Raw genomic sequence first — 22,004 nt, 5'->3', positions numbered from 1 at the left:
CTAATCAATGATAATTAGTTTAAAATATCTAGATATTTACCATCTAGTACATCTTTTAAGTACTGGCCATATTGGTTTTTCTTAAACACTTCATAGACTTCTAATACTTTCTCTTTTGTAATCCAACCATTAAGATATGCAATTTCTTCGAGGCAAGCGATCTTTCGATGCTGATGGGACTCCATTGTTTTAACAAAGTTAGTGGCTTCTACTAAGCTTTCATGTGTTCCAGTATCTAACCATGTAAACCCTTGACCAAGTAATTCAACGTTTAAGTTGTTATTTTCTAAATAGATGCGGTTTAGATCAGTAATTTCAAGTTCACCTCGAGCACTTGGTTTTAGATCCTTAGCATATTGTATCACTTTGTTATCATAGAAGTATAGCCCAGTAACACAGTAGTTACTTTTGGGTATCTTTGGTTTTTCTTCAATTGAAATTGCTTTGCCTTCTTTATTAAATTCTACGATACCAAAACGTTCGGGGTCTTCAACATAATAACCAAAAACAGTTGCACCTTTTCCTTTTTCCGCATTTTCTACGGCTGATTTTAAACGTTTTTTCAACCCATGGCCAGCAAAAATATTGTCGCCAAGAACCATGGCAACAGTATCATTACCTACAAATTCTTCGCCAATAAGGAAAGCTTGTGCAAGTCCATCAGGGCTAGGTTGAACAGCATAAGATAGATTTACACCAAATTGATGTCCATCACCTAGGAGTTCCTGAAAACGCGGAGTATCTTGAGACGTAGAGATAATTAAAATATCGCGAATGCTTGCATTCATTAGAACTGATATTGGATAATAAATCATTGGCTTATCATAAATCGGAAGTAACTGTTTTGACGTTACCATGGTCAGTGGATAAAGGCGAGTACCAGAACCGCCCGCTAAAATAATTCCTTTCATAAATAACTCCTCTATACGTTTATTTAAGAACGATGAATGTCCTTATTCAGTAGTAGCTTGGTGTCTAGTTATATTATAAAAGGTGACGCAAGGTCACCTTCAAGTACTTTTTTTATTTTTTATAAATAATTTACAAATTGGTTTTAAATCGATAACGAATACAGTTTATAAAAGTTTTTGCATAAGACTTTTATTGCTATAAGTTTACAATAAGATAATTATTAATTACATACAAAAATACCTGCTTCCTTGGTAATATGAAATCCCCTTTTTGTCTTCTTTTCTACAAAGGAACGAAATTCCTTGTATCGGTCTAAAATCCATTGATTTTGATTACCATGGCAGGAGAGGATATATTCAATTAATGGTTCCGGTCGGTCAAGTTGAATAGAGTCTTCATAGTTCTTTAAGTGAATATTAGAGAAATAAGTTTTCAGAAGCTTCTGACCGTTTTCCAAACCAAAGTGCTCGTATAACTTTTCTGCGGACAGTACTACACGATTATCAAATTCCTGCACCAATTCGCTTATTTCTTTCATATGATTTTCACCATATGTACTGCATAAAAAGATACCATCTGGTTTTAAGACACGAGAGACTTCTTTACATACCAGAGGAATATCTTTACAGTAAAACAGGACATGATTTGCGATAACCAGATCAAAGGTATTCTCTTCATAAGGGATACTATGGCAGTCAAACGCATGAAAAGAAAATCGATTATCCTCTGGTCCGATACTTCTTCGAACATCACGTAGCATGCCCTCTGATAGATCAGAGAGAATTATATTGGTCTTGTTAGGCAAGTATTGTATATTTTCAGTCCATAATGCACCGTTGCCACATCCAAGTTCTAAAATATTCATACCATCGGTAATATGACATTGTTGATATATCCATGGAAACCAGCCTTGAGTGTTGGTAGAGTATTCTTTATGTAATCTGATACGTGTTGAAATATTTTTTGCACTCTGGTACTGACTTTTTAAACTTTTTTCCATACTTGTTAAATGAATTAAGTTTAGCACCTGTGACCAATCAACTTGATGATGTTGATCAATGGCGGATACTGTATTCTCAATAGCACTCTCCACGAGCTGCATTTGCTCTATACGGTCCTGTACAAGCTTCTTCTGTAGGTTTAAAGCGCTTAGCATAAAGTGATAATCGGTATCATTAATAGTCATTTCTCGTATTTCATCTAATGAAAACCCAAGATACTTTAGTAAAAGAATTTGTTGAAGGCGAGCAAAGTCTGAATCTGTATAAAAACGTGCACCCGATGGCTTGACAAAGGAAGGTTTTAAAATATTTTGATTATCATAAAAACGAATGGTACGAATTGATACATTAGCCATGCGTGCAAATTCTCCGGAGGAATAGTAATTTGATAAGCTCATAATTATGATGTCCTTTCTTAATAAGGTTATTATATATGGAATGTTAGATGAAGGCAATAACGTAAAGCAAAAATTCGATGATGTGAAAATTAAATGGACAGCACCTGTGAATGTCTAGAGCTTTTACAATTCCTGACGAAGAGAGGCTATTGTCAGTTAGAAGATATAGTGACCAACACTTATGGGACAGCATTAGAATGGGGAAACTACAAAATGGGAGTTTATTATATCCAAAAACATTTACTGCCTATAAGCATTAAAACTACAAAAAATAGTGATAAGGATGAAAACAAGAAAGAAACCCACTATTCCTCTAAAATAAAGAATAGTGGGCTTTTATAAATATATTATTTCAATCAAGAAAACATAATCAATGAATCTAAATAATAAACTTGAAGTTCATAAACCGAAGTCCTTAAATCTAATTTCTATATCTAAAACCTAACCCCTATTCGCTCTCTTTCTCATCGTAGGATCAAGAATCTTCTTTCTAATTCTTAAGCTCTTAGGAGTAACTTCTAATAATTCGTCAGTATCAATAAATTCTAACGCCTGCTCTAAGCTTAATACTCTAGGAGGTGTAAGACGAAGCGCTTCATCTGCACTGGAGGAACGAGTGTTAGAAAGCTGTTTTCTTTTACATACGTTGATCTCGATATCTTCTGCCTTACCATTTTGACCAATTACCATACCGGAATATACCTTCTCGCCAGGTCCGATAAATAAGGAACCACGTTCCTGTGCATTGTATAAACCATAAGTAATTGCCTCACCAGATTCAAAAGCAATCAAGCTTCCCTGCTTACGATACTGGATGTCACCTTTATATGGGCCATAGCCATCAAAAGAGGTGTTAATGATACCATTTCCCTTTGTATCGGTCATAAACTCACCACGGTATCCAATTAAGCCTCTGGCAGGGATGGAAAACTCTAGACGAGTATAGCCTCCATTTGCAGTTGACATACCAATAAGTTCACCTTTTCTCTGACTTAATTTTTCAATTACAGTACCAGAGAATTCTTCAGGAACATCAAGATATGCTCTTTCCATTGGCTCAAGTTTTTTACCAGCTTCATCGTAGTGGTATAATACTTCTGCTTTACTAACTGCAAACTCAAAGCCCTCACGGCGCATATTCTCAATTAAAACGGATAAATGAAGTTCACCACGACCGGATACTTTATAACTTTCGGTCGTATCGGTCTCTTCGACACGAAGGCTGACGTCAGTATTTAATTCACGGAAAAGACGTTCTCTTAAGTGTCTGGAGGTTACAAATTTACCTTCCTGTCCAGCAAGAGGGCTATCATTTACAATAAAGTGCATTGCAATAGTCGGCTCAGAGATCTTCTGGAAAGAGATTGGTCGTACATTATCAGTGGAACAGATGGTATCTCCAATGTGGATGTCTGCAATTCCAGAGATAGCAACAATAGCACCGACGGTGGCTTCGGAAACTTCTACCTTTTTTAAACCTTCGAACTCATAAAGCTTATTAATTTTTACTTTTTTGAACTTATCTGGTTCATGTTCATTTACGATAACAACATCTTGATTGACACGAAGTACACCATTATCCACTTTACCTACACCAATACGTCCTACATATTCGTTATAGTCAATGGTACTAATGAGTACCTGGGTGCCAGCATCTGGGTCTCCTTCTGGAGCAGGGATGTATTCAAGGATTGTCTCAAAGAGTGGCTCCATGTTCTTTGGAGTGTCATCTAATTCAAGAATTGCGATTCCTGATTTCGCAGAAGCGAAGACGAATGGACAGTCAAGTTGCTCTTCGTTCGCATCTAGGTCGATGAAGAGTTCTAAAACTTCATCAATAACTTCGGTTGGTCTAGCTTCTGGACGGTCAATCTTATTAATACATACAATTACTGGTAAACTAAGTTCCAAAGCTTTTTTAAGAACAAACTTAGTCTGAGGCATAGCACCCTCAAAGGCATCGACAACAAGTACAACACCATTTACCATCTTAAGAACACGTTCTACTTCACCACCAAAATCTGCATGACCTGGTGTATCAATGATATTAATTTTTACATCTTTATAAGTAACTGCCGTATTCTTTGCTAGAATAGTAATACCACGTTCTTTTTCTATGTCACCAGAGTCCATAACGCGCTCTTCTACAACTTGATTACTACGGAATACACCGCTCTGTTTTAGAAGCTCGTCTACGAGCGTAGTCTTACCATGATCGACATGGGCAATAATTGCGATATTTCTTACATTTTCACGTTTCGTATTCATTTGAAACCTTCTTTCTTTAATGGTCCATCAATTAATCGTTCACTGTTCAACTTTTGTATTGTAACATATTTTCATGAATTTACAAGAAAATTCTTGTTTTTACTAAATGGTAGGTTATGTGAGTGCTATAAAATAAGTTCTATAATTAATAGAAATTAATATGTTTGGTTTGGTAGTCAGAAAATTTTCGGCATATGGATAGAAAAGATTACTATGACGTAAAAGGTATTATGTTTTCCTGTGAGTTAATATTGGATCTATTTATTGTAATTGACTTAAAAATGAATATGGATCCTTACATTTATTTTAAAGTATAAGTATATTTTCCGACCTTTATCCACATAACTAACACAGAGGTAATGGTAAAAGTGCCAAAATCTTAACAATAGAAACAATATAGAGATATTCTCTGCTTTTTGTCAAGCATAATACGACAAATCTTAACAAAAAAATAACTTGTTTTCATTGTGATTCTAGGTTATAATTAGTAAAAATTCACAAGTAAAACATTTCCAAAATAACCAAGGTTATGAAAGTGTTTCTATACGGTCAGAAGTGCTTTGACGGAAAGGTTGTGTTCTAACAACGGTAGTTACTGCAAGGGTGAAGGTAGCAGTACACAAAAGAACTGTAATTATGAGGAAAATGGTATAGTGAAACAAGGAAGGGAGTGCTTTTGACAAGAATTATGTCAAAAATTGAATACCAAAAATGATTGATTTGTAAATATATTCCTTATATAATGAAGACAGATAGAATACAAATTAGTTGTAGAGAAAATCTGAACGAACCAGAAGAAGAGAAGGGAGTCATACAGCATGACAGATAAAGTATTTGATAACAATCAAGTAAGTGTTGCAGGCGAGGTAATCAGTGAATTTACTTTTAGCCATGAAGTCTTTGGAGAAGGCTTCTATTTATTGGAGGTACTTGTTGGAAGATTAAGTAACTCATTTGATGTAATACCAGTGATGGTATCAGAACGTTTGATTGATGTGAAAGGAAATTATAAAGGAAAGTTCGTAGAAGTAAGCGGACAATTCCGTTCCTATAATCGTCATGAAGACAGTAAGAATCGGTTAGTGCTTTCTGTATTTGCCAGAGAGATTAAAGTAACCGAGGAAGAATCCGAAAATGCAAAGCCAAACTACATTTTCTTGGATGGTTTCGTTTGCAAACCACCAGTATATCGTAAGACCCCACTTGGAAGAGAGATTGCAGATATCTTACTTGCAGTAAATCGTCCATATGGTAAGTCTGATTACATTCCATGCATATGCTGGGGTAGAAATGCTAGATTTGCAGAAAGTTTCGAAGTTGGTGGACATATTCAGGTATGGGGCAGAATTCAAAGTCGTGAGTATCAGAAGAAAACTGGTGAAACTGATTTTGAGAAGAGAGTAGCATATGAAGTTTCTGTAAGTAAGCTAGAGTATGTGAATAGTGAGGAAGAATAACGATAACCTTCTTGCATAATAATTAGCAAGAGCGGTATACTGCTTTCCATATATAACATAATAAAAAGAGGGGTGTTGGAAGCAACACCCTTTTTTTATGTTTCGAATATAATAATAACAAATGAGATGGAATAAATGGAGTCAAAGCGCAGAATTTAGAAATATGTGTAAGATTGGGTTGACAATAAGAGATTGTGGTGATAATATGATTTTACAATTGAACAACAATTGGTAGAGGTGCATCAATTATCAGTAAACAATCGGATATGTCAGGCATAGTAGAGGATTGTTGAAAGGATGAGATGCCGAAGCTTTAGATACCCTGAAGTATGTAAAGCTGGTCGTATGATGAAGAATCATGGGACTGTCATCAACTTATTGATGGAGAGCTACCTAAAGAATGTATCAATCATATCCTATTTACAAAGCGTTAGGGTATCACTTGGTAATGTAGTAGAATTCTTTAGTGTCGACTCCGCGTCGGCTTTTTTTATGCCAATTTATCCATGGAGGTGCTGTTATGGCAATTTTTACTGGTGCTGGTGTGGCTATTGTTACGCCATTTAAGGAAAACAGAGAAGTTAATTACGAAAAGCTAGGTGAGCTTATTGATTTTCAGATTAACAATGGAACTGATAGTATAATTATATGTGGTACAACAGGAGAATCTTCAACCCTGACACACGAAGAACACATAGAGTGTATTCGTTTTGCAGTAGAGCACACAAAGAAAAGAGTACCGGTGATTGCTGGAACAGGATCGAATTGTACCGAAACCGCGATATTCTTATCAAAAGAAGCGCAGGTTGCTGGTGCAGATGCTGTACTTTTGGTAACACCTTACTACAATAAAGCAACCCAAAAAGGATTAACCACGCATTTTACTGCGATTGCTAATTCTATTGATTTACCAGTGATGTTATATAATGTTCCATCAAGAACGGGCTGTAACATCCTACCAGCAACTGCTGCGACATTATCTAAAACAGTAGATAACATTGTTGCAATGAAGGAAGCTTCCGGAAATATTGCTCAGGTTGCAGAATTAGTGCATGCATGTGAAGGTAGACTTGATATTTATTCTGGATGCGATGAATCCATCGTTCCAGTAATGTCCTTAGGAGGCCTTGGAGTTGTCTCTGTATTGTCCAATATCGCACCAAGACAGACACATGATATTGTAGCTAAATTCCTTGCAGGGGACACAAAGGGTAGCTTAGAACTTCAGTTAAAGTATTTACCAGTGATTAATGCGCTTTTTAGCGAGGTAAATCCGATACCGGTAAAGAAGGCGCTTAACCTGATGGGATTTGAGGTAGGCCAGTTAAGAAGACCTTTAACAGAGATGGAAGAGGATCATGCAAAAGTTCTTGCAGAAGAGATGAAAAAAGTTGGTTTAATCTAATTAATATAAAAAAAAGGATTTATTACCGATCGATAGGAAGAAAATATAAGGATTAGAAGGTGGCACTAAAACTTTCTATTAGAATAGTTTTCAGGGAATCGTTATAATCGATTCCCTGAAAATTCAGATAACATAGACAAAGGAAAGGTGAAGTCATGACAGAGATAATAATGGTTGGCTGTAACGGAAGGATGGGACAGGTAATCAGTAATTTGGTAGCACAGGATGAAAATGCGAAGATTGTTGCTGGAGTGGATGTTTTTGATGATGGAAGAAATCCATATCCGGTATTTAAAAATCTGGAAGAGTGTACGGTTGCAGCGGATGCAGTCATTGATTTTTCCTCTCCTAAGAGCTTAGATGAGTTAATTCGAGTTTCTAAAAAACGAAATCTTCCCTTGGTGTTATGTACAACAGGTTATTCTGATGAGGATATTAAAAAAATCGAAGAAGCTTCGAAAGAAGTTGCAATTCTTCGTTCTGCTAATATGTCTTTGGGAGTAAATACACTACTTAAATTAGTGAGTGTTGCAGCAAATGTACTTGCGAAAGCAGATTACGATATTGAAATCATTGAAAAACATCATAATCAAAAAGTGGATGCGCCTAGTGGTACAGCACTTGCACTTGCGGATGCGATTAATGAAGCACTAAATAAAGAGTATCATTATATGTATGACCGATCTAAGGTTCGTGAAAAACGTGATAAGAAAGAAATTGGAATCAGTGCAGTTCGTGGCGGTAATATTGTCGGTGAACATGAAGTAATCTTTGCAGGTACGGATGAAGTAATTGAGTTTAAACATACCGCTTATTCCAAGGCTATCTTTGGCAAGGGAGCGATCACAGCCGCAAAATATTTAGCTGGTAAAGGTCCTGGTCTATATTCTATGAGCGATGTGATTGCTTAAGATAAATTGCAGAACTATTTTTGTCAATGGTAGATACTCATGCCTTGACAAACGAAAATACAGACGATATACTACAAGTAAAAGAGAAACCGATGATCAGGAGAAGTAGATAAGTAAGGAGTTTTCAGAGAGCTGTTGTAGGTGGGAATACAGTAACGAAAGCTTATTGAATGGACTTGTGAGGGCAACTTGAAACCGTAAGGGAGTAGACGTTGACGGATCCCCAACCGTTATCCATGGGACTGTAATCAGTAAGTTACAGATAGAGTGGGTGCTTTGCACCAATCTGGGTGGTACCGCAGAAGTTTAGGCTTTTGTCCCTGTAGGAGCAGGGGCAGAAGCTTTTTTATATTGATAACAAGGAAGCGTTCGCAATACGCGCTTTTCTTGAATAATTTAAAAAGTGCTCCGAAGTGATGCGCTCGCTTAGCATTAAGAAAAGTTGTCACTAATAAACAATTTGTATTTATTTGAGAGGATGGAAAATCATGAGTGAAGTAAAGAAGAGAATTTTAACTGGTGACCGTACAACTGGAAAACTTCATCTTGGACACTATGTGGGAAGTCTTTCCCAACGTGTAGAGTTACAAGATGAATACGATACTTTTATTTTATTAGCTGATATTCAAGCATTAACAACGCATTTTGAAAGACCAGAATTGATTAATTCGAGTATTTATGATGTTGCGATGGATAATTTATCGGTCGGCCTTGATCCAAATAAAGTGACGATATTTCAACAATCCCAAATCAAAGCGATTGCAGAATTAACAGTTTTTTATTCTATGTTTGTATCTGTCAATGTGCTTCGTCATAACCCAACGATTAAAACAGAGGCTGCACAATATGGATATGAAGATTTAACCTATGGATTCCTAGGATATCCGGTAAGCCAGTCTGCGGACATCACTTTCTGTAACGCTGATTTAGTTCCTGTTGGAGAAGATCAGCTTCCACATATGGAGATGACAAGAAAGATAGTACGCCGCTTTAATGACTTATACGGTGAGACATTACACGAGCCAAAAGCAAAGCTTAGCTCTTGCTCTAGATTAGTTGGTTTAGATGGAAATGCCAAGATGGGTAAGAGCCTTGGTAATGCGATTTACCTTTCCGATGATACGAAAACAGTCAACGAGAAAGTAAGAGCTGCTGTTACTGATCCAAATCGTATTACATTAAAAGACCCAGGAAATCCAGAAATCTGCGTAGTACAGGCATACCATAAGGTGTTTAATCCTTCAGAACATGAGGATATCTGCAATCGATGCCGTACAGCGAATATCGGTTGTGTTGCTTGTAAGAAGCGTTTGGCGGAAAAACTAAATGAGTTGCTTGATCCATTTCGTGACAGACGTGCCTATTATGAAGCACGTAAGCCAGAGGTAAGAGACATTATAATGGCTGGTAGTGAAAAAGCGAATAAAATCGGTGAGGAGACTGTTGCTAAAGTGAAGAAGGCAATGTGTGTTTCTATCGATTGATTTATTTGAATAAGAAAATAGAGCTGTTGAAAATGTATTTATTGTGAAGTAGATACCGTATGACAACAGCTCTTTTTTTGTAAAGAAGATGCATGAGGAAATTATCATTCATGACAAGGAAAAGGTTGCGAAGTGTACTTTTTCTTGTTTCAGTGATTTACTTAGTAAAAATTGTACAAGAAAGTTTGATGAATATTATTATTCTGTTCCTAATATATTAGCTTATAAGAGATACAAGCTATTGAAAAAAAGCAAAATAATTATCGAGAGTAGCAGGAAAATTAAAAGTCAATTTACACTTTTTATTCATGACAAGTGAGACATTTTATTGTCTTATCTTGTATTGGTGAAGGCTTCATAAGTGCAGAAAGCTTGTGCCAGAATGGGGGATAGAATGAACAAAAAGGAATGGATAAAAAAATTAATATTAGCAGGGATTTGTATTGTTATATTTATCATACTCTTATTTCGTAATATTTTAGGTGGAACAAAAGATAACGATGGTGGAGAACAGTCAAACACCTTGCAGGGGGAGCGTATTACTCGTGCAGAAGCGATGCGACTCTTTAGTTACCTTTTTTATACTTCGGAGGAAAGGAAGGAATTATCTTTCCTAAGTGAATTTTCTGATGTTTCAGCGAAAGAGGAGTATAGTGAATATTTAAATGCTGCAATTAATGCAGGATTTGTTAGTAATGCGACCAAAGAAGACAAGAAAGCAAGGTTGTTAGAGAATATTACCTGCGGAGAATTTCGAGACATGCTGTTTATGATAACAGATTTGTATGAAATAGATTATAATGGACTTAAAAAATCATTTCCAGATAGATTTTCTACGGTCAGAGAAAAAGATGAATTATTGTTAACTGAATTTCTCTCCATTTATGAAACAATGATATCAATGTTAAAAGGTAAGACCAAACTTTCCTATCAAGAGCTATATTTCCTTGGAAGCTTATCAGAAGCAGGAGATAATCTATTAGCTCAGGATGGCAATCAATATCAGACTACATATTTTCGAAATTATCAGGATTTATTTCAGCCAGAGAACGAGCCTCCCAGTAAAGCAATTCCGTTTCGAGGAAAGGAAAACAAAGATGATTATGTCGGGAGATACCTTTCTGTATTAACCTGTGCAGATGAGCTAGTTTATGTGAGAGCGCAGATAGACAAGCCAGTAGTTTTAAAGAATGTATATATGATTGAAGGAAAAGGAAAAGAAATAAAAACCTTTATCTCTGGAATTACAAGAACTTTTGAAACGAGCCTTACGCTATCGGATAGTTTTACAGAGAAGGTCGGGGATTTAACTTTAACGGATGGGCTTATTACGAGTGTTACAATAAAGCCTGATATCATCAGAGGGAAGGTTTTAGTGACCGGTAAGAATGAGATTGAGGTGGAGGGCTATGGGGTTCTACCACTCGATGATAACTATCGGATTTACAAGCTTTTTGGTGAGATGGAGATGGAAAAAACCAATAACATCTTAGTGGGATATAGTGTAACAGACTTTGTTGTCTCGGAAGGAAAGATATGTGCAGCCTTAATCAGGGATCAAATCAAGGCAGAAAATATTCGTGTTCTAATTAATTCGAGTAATTATCAAAGTGTCTATCATGATTCGATTATTTTTACAGTCGATTGCCCGTATACCATTGACAATGGAGAAGAGACCGTACGCTTTGAAAAAGATGAGGAATTTACCATAACAAAAGATAGTAAGCTTATGACCAATGGGCGTATTAAAATTACTCCATTAGAAGAACATGGGAAAGTTGCGCTTTTGAATGTGAAGCGTAATTTAGGTGTACCAAAATATCGAGGGACAATGGAAATCTCAGTGAATGAAAAAGGCCTCATCGTGATTAACGAACTTAGTATCGAAGAATATTTGTATGCAGTAGTTCCGAGTGAAATGCCGGTAAGTTACGGTAATGAAGCTTTAAAAGTGCAAGCAGTATGTGCAAGAAGTTATGCTTTTAATCAGTTATATGCCAATAAATACAGTGCCTACGGTGCTCATGTTGATGATAGTGTAAGCTGCCAGGTATACAATAATGTGGCAGAAAATGATGCTTCGATTATGGCAGTAAAGGATACTTATGGGAAGGTGTTAACGCAAGGTGGAAAGGTAATTACAGCTTACTATTTTTCTACTTCTTGTGGGCATACTGCAAGTATTGAGGATGTCTGGCAGGATGCGAAGGAGGCGAAATATTTAACAGGAAATCTTCAAACCGAGGAGAGAATGACTGTTGACTTTTCAAAAGATGAGGTGTTTCGAGGCTTTTTAGCAAAAGATGAAGTTTCTGTCATGACGGATGGTACGAAAAAAGAAGAGGCTGTAACTACTTATGATAGTGGATTTTTAATGTATCGATGGAATGTAACCATGGACGTGGCAACATTAAGCAAACAGATCAATAAGTATTTAGCGGATTGTTATAACAGTAATAAGACATCGATATTAACCTACGTACGTTCACAAGAATTAAATGATGCAACCGAGATCCCGGGAGCAACGATTGTAGAAGGAAAGGTCTTTAAAAGCATTCCAGTATCTACGATTGGGACATTGGCCGATATGAAGGTTATTACGAGAGGAAGCAGCGGTATTATAAAGGAATTGCTAATCAAAGGAACTGAGAACACTGTATTAGTAAGATATCAGACGAACATAAGAAAATTATTAGCTCCAGTTGCAACGGAAGTGGTGAGATTGGATGGCAGTACAGTCAATGGAATGTCATTATTACCAAGTGCTTTTTTTGTCATCGATAAGAGTAACGAGAGTTCGAAGACAACATTTACACTAACTGGTGGTGGTTTTGGTCACGGAACTGGTATGTCGCAAAATGGTGTGAAAACGATGGTTAGCAGGGGAAAAAGCTATGAGGAAATCTTAAAGCATTACTATACTGATGCTAATTTAGAAGTAATCTATGAGTAGAGTGAATTTAGGTTTAAGAAAAGCAGAATAGAATTCTAAAGTATTTTGTAAACACGAAATTGTGTCAAAAGCGTTAATCTGTGGATAATAATAGAATTTTTAAAGAACAAAGTGGATACAGACTAGGGTTTCTATGGAAATTTAAGCTCCATGAATAGACTAGGTGGTATCCACTTTTATACGTTATCTTTGATTTCAAATAGGACAAAAGTTGTAGTAAAGATTGGGCAAGGTGCAGAATTGGCTTAGTTTACTCCTGTGATTGTTTCTTACTAAACAACTTTTTAAGTGCAGAAAGAACAGTAGGGTTTGATAGTACTGAGTTGACTTCAGCACCAATAAACATCATGTACATACAGGAATACAGCCACACCATGCATAACACGATTGCAGTAAGGCTGCCATAAGTATAAGAGTAGTTGCTCATATTATCAATATAGAAGGAAAACAGATAAGAAAAAATCACCCATCCACAAGAAGATAATATTGCTCCAGGAAGTTCTTTAATCAACTTGGTTTTTCGGTTAGGAACTACCATAAAAATAAACAAAAAGAAAGCAATTAACAAACAAAGACCTACGATAGTACGTAAACTGATGATAAGAAGAGCAAACTCTGTGAATACTGGAAAACGTCTTACAATCCAAAGATAGAGCTGATTTCCAAAAACAAAAATTACAAGAAATAAAATAATCATCAAGGCAAAAAGAACGGTATAAATCGCTGATTTAATACGTATGATAATATAATTTCTTGTTTCAGTATTCGCATAAACTCCATTCATTCCGCGGATAATACTTAAAAATCCCTTGGAAGAGGACCATAGCGCAGCAACCAAAGTAACGGATAGTATTGTTGTTGAAGTAGCCTTATTGTAAAGCTCAGTAATGATAGAGATGATAAAACTTTGAATTGCTGCAGGAAAAACAGTTCTGCAGGCATGCATTACTTCACTTTCTGTAAATGGAAGGTATTGCATAATGGATAATAAAAACATAGCAAACGGGAAAAAGGAGATGAAGATAAAGAATGCTGCCTGCGCGGAAAAGGCACTGATATAATCATCTCTTAGTTTATGACTAAATACCCGAATGACTCTTGCGATTGAAATAAACAGCATTGCACAAACTCCGATCTTAACTTAAAAAGTTCTTAATTATTATATTATATCCATAGTAAATCAAAATTGAGCACTTGACAATAGAAAAATATATGATAGAATTACCCCTATAAGAAAAAGGCTATGAAGGTGTTGCTACAGGCAACCAGATTAAACTTTTCTATCAGAGAGAGGAAGTCACCGGCTGAAAGCTTCCCCGAGTTCAGAGTTTAATTGATTTTCTCACCGGAGCTGCATATTTGAATATGTTAACCTACCTCCAAAAAAATAAAGTCACAGGGTTAACATTAGTAGGATATGACGTATATGCACGTTACGCATAACTTAAGTGCCTATGTTAGGAATAAGGATTCGTTATTCTCCTTATTTTTATAATGGGAATTAGGGTGGTACCGCGGGTAGCTTTTATACTCCGTCCCTTTTTGGGGACGGAGTTTTTTTGTGGTTAAAATGAACCAGAGAAGTTTAAATCCGTGTTAGAGCGAATATTGTGTGTTTTGTCTATGTGAAAGAGATTAAGTCAGCGAAAAGAAAGGAGCATTACTATGAAACAAACATTGATGGAAATCAAGGAAAGAGCATTGAGTCAAATTAATGCAAGTGAGACCTTAGATGTGTTAAATGAAATCAGAGTGAATTTCTTAGGTAAGAAGGGGGAATTAACCTCTGTTTTAAAATCATTGAAGGATGTGGCACCAGAAGATCGTCCCAAAGTTGGTCAGTTAGTAAATGAGGCAAGAGAAATTTTAGAGGAAGCACTAGAAAGTAAGAAGGCAGCATTTGAAAAATTGCTTCGTGAAGCAAAGATGAAGGCAGAGACAATCGACGTTACACTTCCTGCTAAGAAACCTATGCTTGGCCATCGCCATCCAAATACAATAGCATTAGAAGAGGCAGAGCGTATCTTCGTTGGTATGGGTTATGAAGTAGTAGAAGGTCCAGAAATTGAGTACGATTATTACAACTTTGAGGCGCTTAATATTCCAGCAAATCATCCAGCGAAAGATGAACAGGATACGTTCTATGTTACAAGCAATATCTTACTTCGTACACAGACTTCCCCAGTTCAGGTACATGTTATGGAGCAAGGAAAACTTCCAATCCGTATGATTGCACCAGGAAGAGTATTTCGTTCGGATGAAGTGGATGCAACACATTCTCCAAGCTTCCATCAGATTGAAGGGTTAGTAATCGATAAGAATATCACATTTGCTGATTTAAAAGGAACGTTAGCAGAGTTTGCAAAACAGTTATTTGGAGAAGAGACAAAGGTTAAGTTCAGACCACACCATTTCCCATTCACAGAGCCTAGCGCTGAGGTGGATGTATCCTGCTTCAAATGTGGTGGAAAGGGATGTCGTTTCTGTAAAGGTTCCGGTTGGATTGAAATCTTAGGATGCGGTATGGTTCACCCACATGTTCTTGAAATGAGCGGAATTGATCCAGAAGAGTACACAGGATTTGCATTCGGTGTGGGTCTTGAGCGTATCGCACTACTCAAATATGAAATAGATGATATGAGACTTCTTTATGAGAATGATATGAGATTCTTAAAACAATTCTAGATGAAGGTAGCGCATAACACATTATGCGCGGGAAAGGAGAATAATTATGAATACACCACTTTCATGGATTAAAGCTTATGTTCCAGAATTAGACGTGACAGCACAGGACTATACTGATGCGATGACCTTAAGCGGAACTAAGGTAGAAGGATTTGAAAGACTTGACGCTGATTTAGAGAAAATCATCGTTGGTAAGATTCTTAAAATAGAGAAACACCCAGATGCGGATAAATTAATTGTATGCCAGGTTCAGATATCGGAAGAGGGAGATAGCGTACAAATAGTAACTGGTGCAAAGAATGTAAAAGAAGGCGACGTAATACCAGTGGTATTAGACGGAGGACGTGTTGCTGGCGGACATGATGGAAGTAAAACTCCTGGTGGAATTAAGATTAAGAAGGGGAAACTAAGAGGTGTGGAATCTAATGGTATGATGTGCTCCATCGAAGAGTTAGGTTCTTCCAAAGAGATGTACCCAGAGGCACCAGAAGATGGTATCTATATCTTTAGTGATATAAAGGAATATGAGAATGTAAAGATTGGTTCTAGTGCGATTGAAGTATTGGGATTAAATGATGTTACATTTGAGTATGAGATTACTTCTAACCGTGTGGATTGTTTTGGTGTACTTGGTATTGCAAGGGAGGCAGCAGCAACATTTCGCAAGCCATTCGTTCCTCCTGTTGTGAAAGAAACAGGTAATGATGAAAAAGTAGCAGAATATGTGGAAGTAAAAATTAAGGATGCAGATCTATGCAGTAGATATGTTGCTAGAGTAGTTAAGAACGTTAAGATTGGCCCATCCCCATTATGGATGCAGAGAAGACTATCTGCTTGTGGTATTCGTCCGATTAATAACATTGTTGATATCACAAACTATGTAATGGAAGAGTTCGCACAGCCAATGCATGCGTTTGACTTAGACTTAATCGCAGGAAATAAGATTATTGTAGAACGTGCAAATGATGGAGATGAATTTGTAACGTTAGATGGTCAGGTGAGAAAACTTGATTCCAGTATGTTAATGATCTGTGATGCAGAAAAGCCAGTTGCTATTGCCGGTATTATGGGTGGTGAAAACTCAAAGATTACAGATGATGTAAAGACCTTATTACTCGAAGCAGCATGCTTTGATGGTACTAACATTCGTCTATCCAGTAAGAAGTTAGGCTTACGTACCGATGCTTCCTCAAAGTTTGAAAAAGGGTTAGATCCAAATACAGCAATGGCAGCAATTAACCGTGCATGTCAGTTAATCGAAGAACTTGGTGTAGGCGAGGTTGTTGGCGGAGCAGTGGATGTATATCCAAGAGTACGTGGAGAAAAGAGAGTGAAGTTTAATTGGCAGCGTACCAATAAGGTACTTGGCACTTCTCTTGATAAAGAAACAATGCTTTCTTACTTTAAGATGGTAGACTTAGGATTTGATCCTGCAACAGACGAAGTTATCGTTCCAAGCTGGAGACAAGACGTAGAATGCCAAGCAGATTTAGATGAAGAAGTAGCTCGTTTTTATGGTTATGATAATATCCCATCAACGCTCCCTAATGGTGAGGCTACTACTGGTAAGCTTACTTTTAAACTTCGTATTGAAAATGAAGCAAGAGCGATGGCGGAACAGTTTGGTTTCTCAGAAGCTCAGACTTATTCTTTCGAAAGTCCAAAGGTATATGATAAATTATTAATACCAGCAGAGGATAAACTGCGTGAAACGGTAACCATATCAAATCCTCTTGGCGAAGACTATAGTGTGATGAGAACCTTACCATTAAACGGTATGCTAAGCTCACTTTCTACAAACTATAATCGTCGTAATAAAAATGTTCGTTTATATGAACTTGCAAATATCTATTTACCAAAGGCACTTCCAGTAACTGAATTACCAGATGAGAGAATGCAGTTTACTCTAGGTTTCTATGGTGCTGGTGATTTCTTTGACCTAAAGGGTGTTGTGGAAGAATTTATTGAGAAAGTCGGGATGAAAGGTATCTTAACTTATGATCCTAATTCAGGAAAAACCTTCCTTCATCCAGGCCGTCAAGCGAATATTTACTACGAAGGAACCTTAATCGGTTACTTAGGTGAAGTTCACCCAGAAGTGCTTGATAACTATGATATTGGTGAGAAAGCATATGTTGCAGTTCTTGATATGCCTGAAATCGTTGCAAGAGCAAGCTATGATGTGAAGTATACAGGTATTGCTAAATACCCAGCAGTTACCAGAGATATTAGTATGGTTATGAAGAAAGAAATCTTAGCTGGCCAAGTAGAAGAAGTGATTCGTAAGAATGGTGGTAAGCTATTAGAACATTATAGCTTATTCGATATCTATGAAGGAGCTCAGATTAAAGAAGGGTATAAATCAATGGCTTACTCTATAAGCTTTAGAGCATTGGACCGTACGTTAGAAGATAAGGATATTACAGAAGTAATGAATAAGATTCTAAAGGGACTGTCAGCACTTGGAATTGAGTTAAGACAGTAGAGTCTATTACTTGAGATAGAGATAGATAAGAATAAGCGCATTCGAACAGCTATAACTGAAGTATAGAGAAAACCGGGTTGTTATACCCGGTTTTCTTAAGTATAAGGAATTAATATTTTGTGAGGTTACTTATTTATATAAGTTTAGCAGACATAAGGAGATATTTTTATCATATATAATTCATTAAAGGCAATGGAACTTACGAGTAGTGAATTTGTTACATATTTCTTAATTTACCATTAAATAAGTGTTTTAACATAGTTTTGACAAAACTAATCTCTAATATTAGAATATAAAGGGGAAATGTCCTAAATTTGACACTAGGAGGAGAAAAAATGAAGAAAATAAACGCGAGACTCATAGCTTTTGCGGTGATGTTTGCAGTAATGTTCAGTACAATAGCAGTAAGTCAGACACAGAATGCTTATGCTGCTTCAATAGCACTGAATGCAACTAGCAAGACAGTGGTAGCTGGTAACACATATACACTGTCGGTGAAAAATGCTACTAATATGTCCAAAACCTCATGGAAATCTTCGAATACAAAGGTTGCCACAGTAAACGGAAAGGGTCTTGTGACATCAGTCGCACCAGGTACAGCAACAATAACAGCAACTGTTTATTTTAAAGATGGTACTCAAAAACAGTTAAGCAGTAAGATAACAGTAAAGAAGCGTATTCCAGCTACTAGTGTTACTCTTAATGTAGTACATGATGAAATTAATGCCCATATTATTGAAGTAGGAAGTAAGTATGACTTCAACACAAAGTTAACTCCATCAACATCTACAGATTCTACCTATTATAGTATCTCAGATACTACTTATGCTACAGTGAATTCTGCAGGTATTGTTACTGGTGTGAAACCTGGTATTACTGTGTTAGAAGCAAGAATTGGTGTAAATAAGACAGAAGCAATGAAATCTACAAATAAAGTTGTAGCAAGAACATATATCTTAGTAAGACCTAAGACTACACCAACGGTAACTCCTACGCCAACACCAACACCTGTTACTGAACCTAAGGCATTAGGAGTTTCTTTAGTAAGTTCGAATGAAATTAAGATTACCTTTAATACACCAATCCGTAAATCAAGTGTTATTGATGGAAATGGTAACTTAATAAGTGGTGCGATTACTATTACACCGGGTAATAAAGCAACAGCACTAGGAAATTTAAGTGCGAAGCTATCTAAGGATTTAATGGAGTTAAATATTATTGCAAGTGGTGAATTTGCAGGAGTTTATGTTACTACAATCTTTAATAAGACCGAAACTGTTGATGGAACTCCAGTTCAGGCAGCAGCTTTCCAAAACGATTTTGTTGATACCAAAGGACCTACTTATACGGAAACAACAATAAGTGATAACGGATACAAAGCGCAAATTCAATTTAGTGAAGCAATTGACATCTCAAAACTAAGTATTTTACAAGTTTATGGTGAAAGCAATACTTATGTAAAGAATTATATTGGAAATGCAAACAACTATATCTTAAGCAGTGATAAAAAGACATTGACAATCGACTTAATGGCAACTGGACAAAAGGTTGTGAATGCAATGGTTGAGATGACCGGAATTAAAGACTTAAAGGGGAATGAAGCAGAACCTTATGTACTTTCTGTTATTGTAAGATGTGATGCTACAGAAAAAGCGTTAGCAAACATAGTTAAGGTGGAAAGAATAAATAAAACTCAGTTAACAGCAACGTTTGACGCACCAATTGAAACTGCAGGTTATGCTAAAATTGATGGGTTAGTTTCTTATGGTACGGTAGATCCGGATAATAATAAAAAGGTTAATTACACAATTATTAATACTAACTTAACAGGTAATCAGTTAGTTACCTTCTCAGGCTGGAGAAACTATAATGCTAGTTATTCAGTAAATGCTAACCAGACAAGAGCAGTTGACTTTACCCTAGATACAACTCCACCAATACTATTAAGTTATGAGTTAACAAGTAGTATGCAAAATGGAGTGCCTGTTAATAAATTAATCTTGAATTATAACAAAACAGTTAGCCTTACGAATATTAGTAGTTCCTTATCAGCATTAGTGTATAGTAACAATGGTAATATACTACCGATGAATTTCACATACACTGGTTCAGTGGAGGATAAGACAGTAACACTTACATTAGATAACCTGACACTAGAAGGTGGTACTTACAATATTACAATACCAAAGGATTTTGTATTAGACAATTTAAGTAATGCCTCTCTTTCAACCACAATACAGGTTCAAAAATCCACAGGAAGCTCATCAAACTTACCAGCACCATCTTCAGTAATACAGGATGCTTCCAATCCAAGTAAGTTAATTGTCACCTTTAATTATAAGCTTGATTTAGCAAGCGTTGCAAATGTGTCGAATTATACATTAGGATCTTATACTAATCCTATCAGTGCAGTAATAGAACAGCAGGATAATAATAAAGCAGTTGTAGTTTTAACCTTTGCGAATGGTGCAATAACAAACACAGGGACTCATGCGTTAACTATTAGGGGACTTAAAGGTTATAATGGTTCCTATGGTGAGATGAAGGTCTATAACACAACACTTACCTTGATAGAGAATACAGCTGCTACGGTAGTTAGCTGTAAGCAAGTATCTCCATATGGTATAGAAATCGAATTATCCAAACCAGTAACAGGGACAGGAACATTCCAGGTTTATACTGGTAGTAGCTATGTGTCACCTACAAGCTGCTATGTTAGCGGAAAAGTGATTTACCTAAGCTTTAATCAAGCGATTGGTAACGCTTCCTATCTGATTTTAACCAATAATTACTTTGTAGATTACCAAAATAATGCAGCGATAATTAGTTCACCGCTGTCCGTTCAGAGAACATACTAAAACAAGAAAGGGTACCTTTTACTAACCTTACCTTGTTATAAATAAAAAGGGTGCATGGAACGACAATTGTTGTTTTATGCACTCCTTTTTTTAAACTTTTTATAAATCATATCATAGGCTAAAATCATAGAAATTGGTTATTTTATTAAGTATGACAATTTTGTTATTCTTGAATATGTGGAAATGCTAGTGTATAATAATAGAGATTCTAGTATGACATGATAGGAGTATGTGTTTTGAAGTGTAATTTAACTACGGGAAAACGAGCATTGGTATGGATACTTTTTCTTGGCTATTTGGCCTGTTTGTCATACTTTCTTTTTTTTAGTGAACGATATGGAAGAACAGATACGAGTAATGGATACCGTTATAATTTAGTGTTATTTCGAGAAATAAAGCGTTTTTTCATTTATCGGAGGGAAGTCGGCCTGGAAGGTTTTTTGGTAAATATGGTAGGGAATGTAGCTGCGTTTATGCCATTTGGGTTTTGCCTACCGATGATTAGTTTAAAGCGGAGAGGTTTTTTCTCTGTTCTTTTTTGGAGTTTTGGACTTACGTTAACGATTGAGACAATACAACTTCTTTATCAAATAGGAAGTTTTGATGTTGATGATTTATTACTTAATACCATTGGAGGAGTACTTGGCTATATATGCTACAGGATTATGCTTGCGATTTATACGGTATACAAAGTAAGAAAGAGTAGTCACCATAAATATCGTATGGAATAATCACAGGCAAAATAACAGGAGGAATTCATGATACTAAAAAAAGCAAAGTATAAATTTAAAGGAAGAGTGCATTCAAAGAATGGAATCCTGTCATTTTTGTTAGGACTAGCTGTAATCATATCCTTCTTCACCATTTCATTTATCTCAGGTATCAATAAGGGGCAAGGGGATATCGTTCTGGGTGCAGTTGGTATAACAACCTTTTTGGCATCTATTTATGGTTTTATTGCAGGATATAAGAGTTTTCAAGAAAAAGATATTTATCTGGTTGCACCTATTCTAGGGATTGGCATCAATGGTATTATGATGATAAGCTTGTTTTGCTTGTATATTCTAGGAATTGTGATTTAAACATTGAGAGATTATAGTAAAGTAGAGAGCCTACTAAATAAATGTGAAAGCAAATGAAAAATTAAATAGAGTTCAAAGAAGATTAAAATCTTTCTTTAGTTACAA

The 22,004-nt window shown here is 36.2% G+C and carries 14 protein-coding genes, 1 riboswitch and 1 other annotated feature; of the genes, 10 read left to right on the top strand and 4 right to left on the bottom strand.

Going from position 1 to position 22,004, the window contains the following annotated elements:
* Nucleotides 1–14 precede the first annotated feature (14 nt).
* The 3 genes from rfbA to typA all read right to left on the bottom strand — a co-directional run bounded on the left by rfbA (nucleotide 15) and on the right by typA (nucleotide 4,579).
* Nucleotides 15–911 carry a glucose-1-phosphate thymidylyltransferase RfbA gene (rfbA, locus tag CC92_RS0109050; protein ID WP_029503210.1) on the bottom strand — a complete coding sequence of 299 codons (897 nt, stop codon included), beginning with the start codon at nucleotides 909–911 and terminating at the stop codon, nucleotides 15–17.
* Nucleotides 912–1,132: 221 nt separating this feature from the next.
* The gene (locus CC92_RS0109045) at nucleotides 1,133–2,311 is read right to left on the bottom strand and encodes a MerR family transcriptional regulator (RefSeq protein ID WP_029503211.1); all 1,179 of its coding nucleotides are present in this window, start codon (nucleotides 2,309–2,311) and stop codon (nucleotides 1,133–1,135) included.
* Between the two features lie 441 nt (nucleotides 2,312–2,752).
* Nucleotides 2,753–4,579, bottom strand: coding sequence for a translational GTPase TypA (gene typA, locus CC92_RS0109035; RefSeq protein ID WP_029503212.1), 1,827 nt, complete (start codon nucleotides 4,577–4,579; stop codon nucleotides 2,753–2,755).
* An 818-nt stretch (nucleotides 4,580–5,397) separates the two neighbouring features.
* Between typA and CC92_RS0109025 the strand changes: the two genes are divergently transcribed.
* The 5 genes from CC92_RS0109025 to CC92_RS20885 all read left to right on the top strand — a co-directional run bounded on the left by CC92_RS0109025 (nucleotide 5,398) and on the right by CC92_RS20885 (nucleotide 12,789).
* Nucleotides 5,398–6,036 (top strand): single-stranded DNA-binding protein, encoded by a 639-nt coding sequence (locus tag CC92_RS0109025; RefSeq protein WP_029503213.1) that lies wholly within the window; start codon nucleotides 5,398–5,400, stop codon nucleotides 6,034–6,036.
* A gap of 224 nt (nucleotides 6,037–6,260) precedes the next feature.
* A riboswitch (Lysine riboswitch) is annotated at nucleotides 6,261–6,436 on the top strand.
* Nucleotides 6,437–6,556: 120 nt separating this feature from the next.
* A complete protein-coding gene (gene dapA / locus CC92_RS0109020; RefSeq protein WP_029503214.1) occupies nucleotides 6,557–7,441 on the top strand; it encodes a 4-hydroxy-tetrahydrodipicolinate synthase in 885 nt (294 codons plus the stop codon).
* A gap of 155 nt (nucleotides 7,442–7,596) precedes the next feature.
* On the top strand, nucleotides 7,597–8,352 hold the full coding sequence (dapB, locus tag CC92_RS0109015; protein WP_029503215.1) for a 4-hydroxy-tetrahydrodipicolinate reductase: 756 nt from the start codon (nucleotides 7,597–7,599) through the stop codon (nucleotides 8,350–8,352).
* Between the two features lie 83 nt (nucleotides 8,353–8,435).
* Nucleotides 8,436–8,677, top strand: a binding site (T-box leader).
* A 163-nt stretch (nucleotides 8,678–8,840) separates the two neighbouring features.
* Entirely contained in the window at nucleotides 8,841–9,836 is a 996-nt protein-coding gene (gene trpS / locus CC92_RS0109010) for a tryptophan--tRNA ligase (protein WP_029503216.1), read from the top strand.
* Nucleotides 9,837–10,230: 394 nt separating this feature from the next.
* On the top strand, nucleotides 10,231–12,789 hold the full coding sequence (locus CC92_RS20885) for a SpoIID/LytB domain-containing protein (RefSeq protein WP_034218426.1): 2,559 nt from the start codon (nucleotides 10,231–10,233) through the stop codon (nucleotides 12,787–12,789).
* Nucleotides 12,790–13,039: 250 nt separating this feature from the next.
* Here the strand turns inward: CC92_RS20885 and CC92_RS0108995 are convergent, their stop codons facing one another.
* A complete protein-coding gene (locus CC92_RS0108995; RefSeq protein WP_051650743.1) occupies nucleotides 13,040–13,909 on the bottom strand; it encodes a YihY/virulence factor BrkB family protein in 870 nt (289 codons plus the stop codon).
* A 545-nt stretch (nucleotides 13,910–14,454) separates the two neighbouring features.
* On the opposite strand from CC92_RS0108995, the gene pheS reads away from it, so the two are divergent.
* From pheS to CC92_RS0108970, 5 genes are all read left to right on the top strand, one after another.
* Nucleotides 14,455–15,474, top strand: coding sequence for a phenylalanine--tRNA ligase subunit alpha (gene pheS / locus CC92_RS0108990; RefSeq protein ID WP_029503219.1), 1,020 nt, complete (start codon nucleotides 14,455–14,457; stop codon nucleotides 15,472–15,474).
* Nucleotides 15,475–15,520: 46 nt separating this feature from the next.
* Nucleotides 15,521–17,959 carry a phenylalanine--tRNA ligase subunit beta gene (pheT, locus tag CC92_RS0108985; protein WP_029503220.1) on the top strand — a complete coding sequence of 813 codons (2,439 nt, stop codon included), beginning with the start codon at nucleotides 15,521–15,523 and terminating at the stop codon, nucleotides 17,957–17,959.
* A 335-nt stretch (nucleotides 17,960–18,294) separates the two neighbouring features.
* Nucleotides 18,295–20,817, top strand: coding sequence for an Ig-like domain-containing protein (locus tag CC92_RS21580; RefSeq protein ID WP_051650744.1), 2,523 nt, complete (start codon nucleotides 18,295–18,297; stop codon nucleotides 20,815–20,817).
* A 236-nt stretch (nucleotides 20,818–21,053) separates the two neighbouring features.
* Nucleotides 21,054–21,548 carry a VanZ family protein gene (locus CC92_RS0108975; RefSeq protein ID WP_242841349.1) on the top strand — a complete coding sequence of 165 codons (495 nt, stop codon included), beginning with the start codon at nucleotides 21,054–21,056 and terminating at the stop codon, nucleotides 21,546–21,548.
* A gap of 27 nt (nucleotides 21,549–21,575) precedes the next feature.
* Nucleotides 21,576–21,899: a DUF6142 family protein gene (locus tag CC92_RS0108970; RefSeq protein WP_029503223.1), complete on the top strand. Its 324-nt coding sequence runs from the start codon at nucleotides 21,576–21,578 to the stop codon at nucleotides 21,897–21,899.
* Nucleotides 21,900–22,004: the final 105 nt, after the last annotated feature.

The organism is Lachnoclostridium phytofermentans (assembly GCF_000733755.1).
Taxonomy (GTDB): domain Bacteria; phylum Bacillota; class Clostridia; order Lachnospirales; family Lachnospiraceae; genus Lachnoclostridium; species Lachnoclostridium phytofermentans_A.
Note: the sequence above shows the minus strand (reverse complement) of the source record. Positions and strands in the feature narration are given on the sequence as shown.

Coding starts and splice junctions, on each gene's coding strand:
- rfbA (WP_029503210.1), bottom strand. CDS start 911: ATGAAAGGAATTATTTTAGCGGGCGGTTCTGGTACTCGCCTTTATCCA.
- CC92_RS0109045 (WP_029503211.1), bottom strand. CDS start 2,311: ATGAGCTTATCAAATTACTATTCCTCCGGAGAATTTGCACGCATGGCT.
- typA (WP_029503212.1), bottom strand. CDS start 4,579: ATGAATACGAAACGTGAAAATGTAAGAAATATCGCAATTATTGCCCAT.
- CC92_RS0109025 (WP_029503213.1), top strand. CDS start 5,398: ATGACAGATAAAGTATTTGATAACAATCAAGTAAGTGTTGCAGGCGAG.
- dapA (WP_029503214.1), top strand. CDS start 6,557: ATGGCAATTTTTACTGGTGCTGGTGTGGCTATTGTTACGCCATTTAAG.
- dapB (WP_029503215.1), top strand. CDS start 7,597: ATGACAGAGATAATAATGGTTGGCTGTAACGGAAGGATGGGACAGGTA.
- trpS (WP_029503216.1), top strand. CDS start 8,841: ATGAGTGAAGTAAAGAAGAGAATTTTAACTGGTGACCGTACAACTGGA.
- CC92_RS20885 (WP_034218426.1), top strand. CDS start 10,231: ATGAACAAAAAGGAATGGATAAAAAAATTAATATTAGCAGGGATTTGT.
- CC92_RS0108995 (WP_051650743.1), bottom strand. CDS start 13,909: ATGCTGTTTATTTCAATCGCAAGAGTCATTCGGGTATTTAGTCATAAA.
- pheS (WP_029503219.1), top strand. CDS start 14,455: ATGAAACAAACATTGATGGAAATCAAGGAAAGAGCATTGAGTCAAATT.
- pheT (WP_029503220.1), top strand. CDS start 15,521: ATGAATACACCACTTTCATGGATTAAAGCTTATGTTCCAGAATTAGAC.
- CC92_RS21580 (WP_051650744.1), top strand. CDS start 18,295: ATGAAGAAAATAAACGCGAGACTCATAGCTTTTGCGGTGATGTTTGCA.
- CC92_RS0108970 (WP_029503223.1), top strand. CDS start 21,576: ATGATACTAAAAAAAGCAAAGTATAAATTTAAAGGAAGAGTGCATTCA.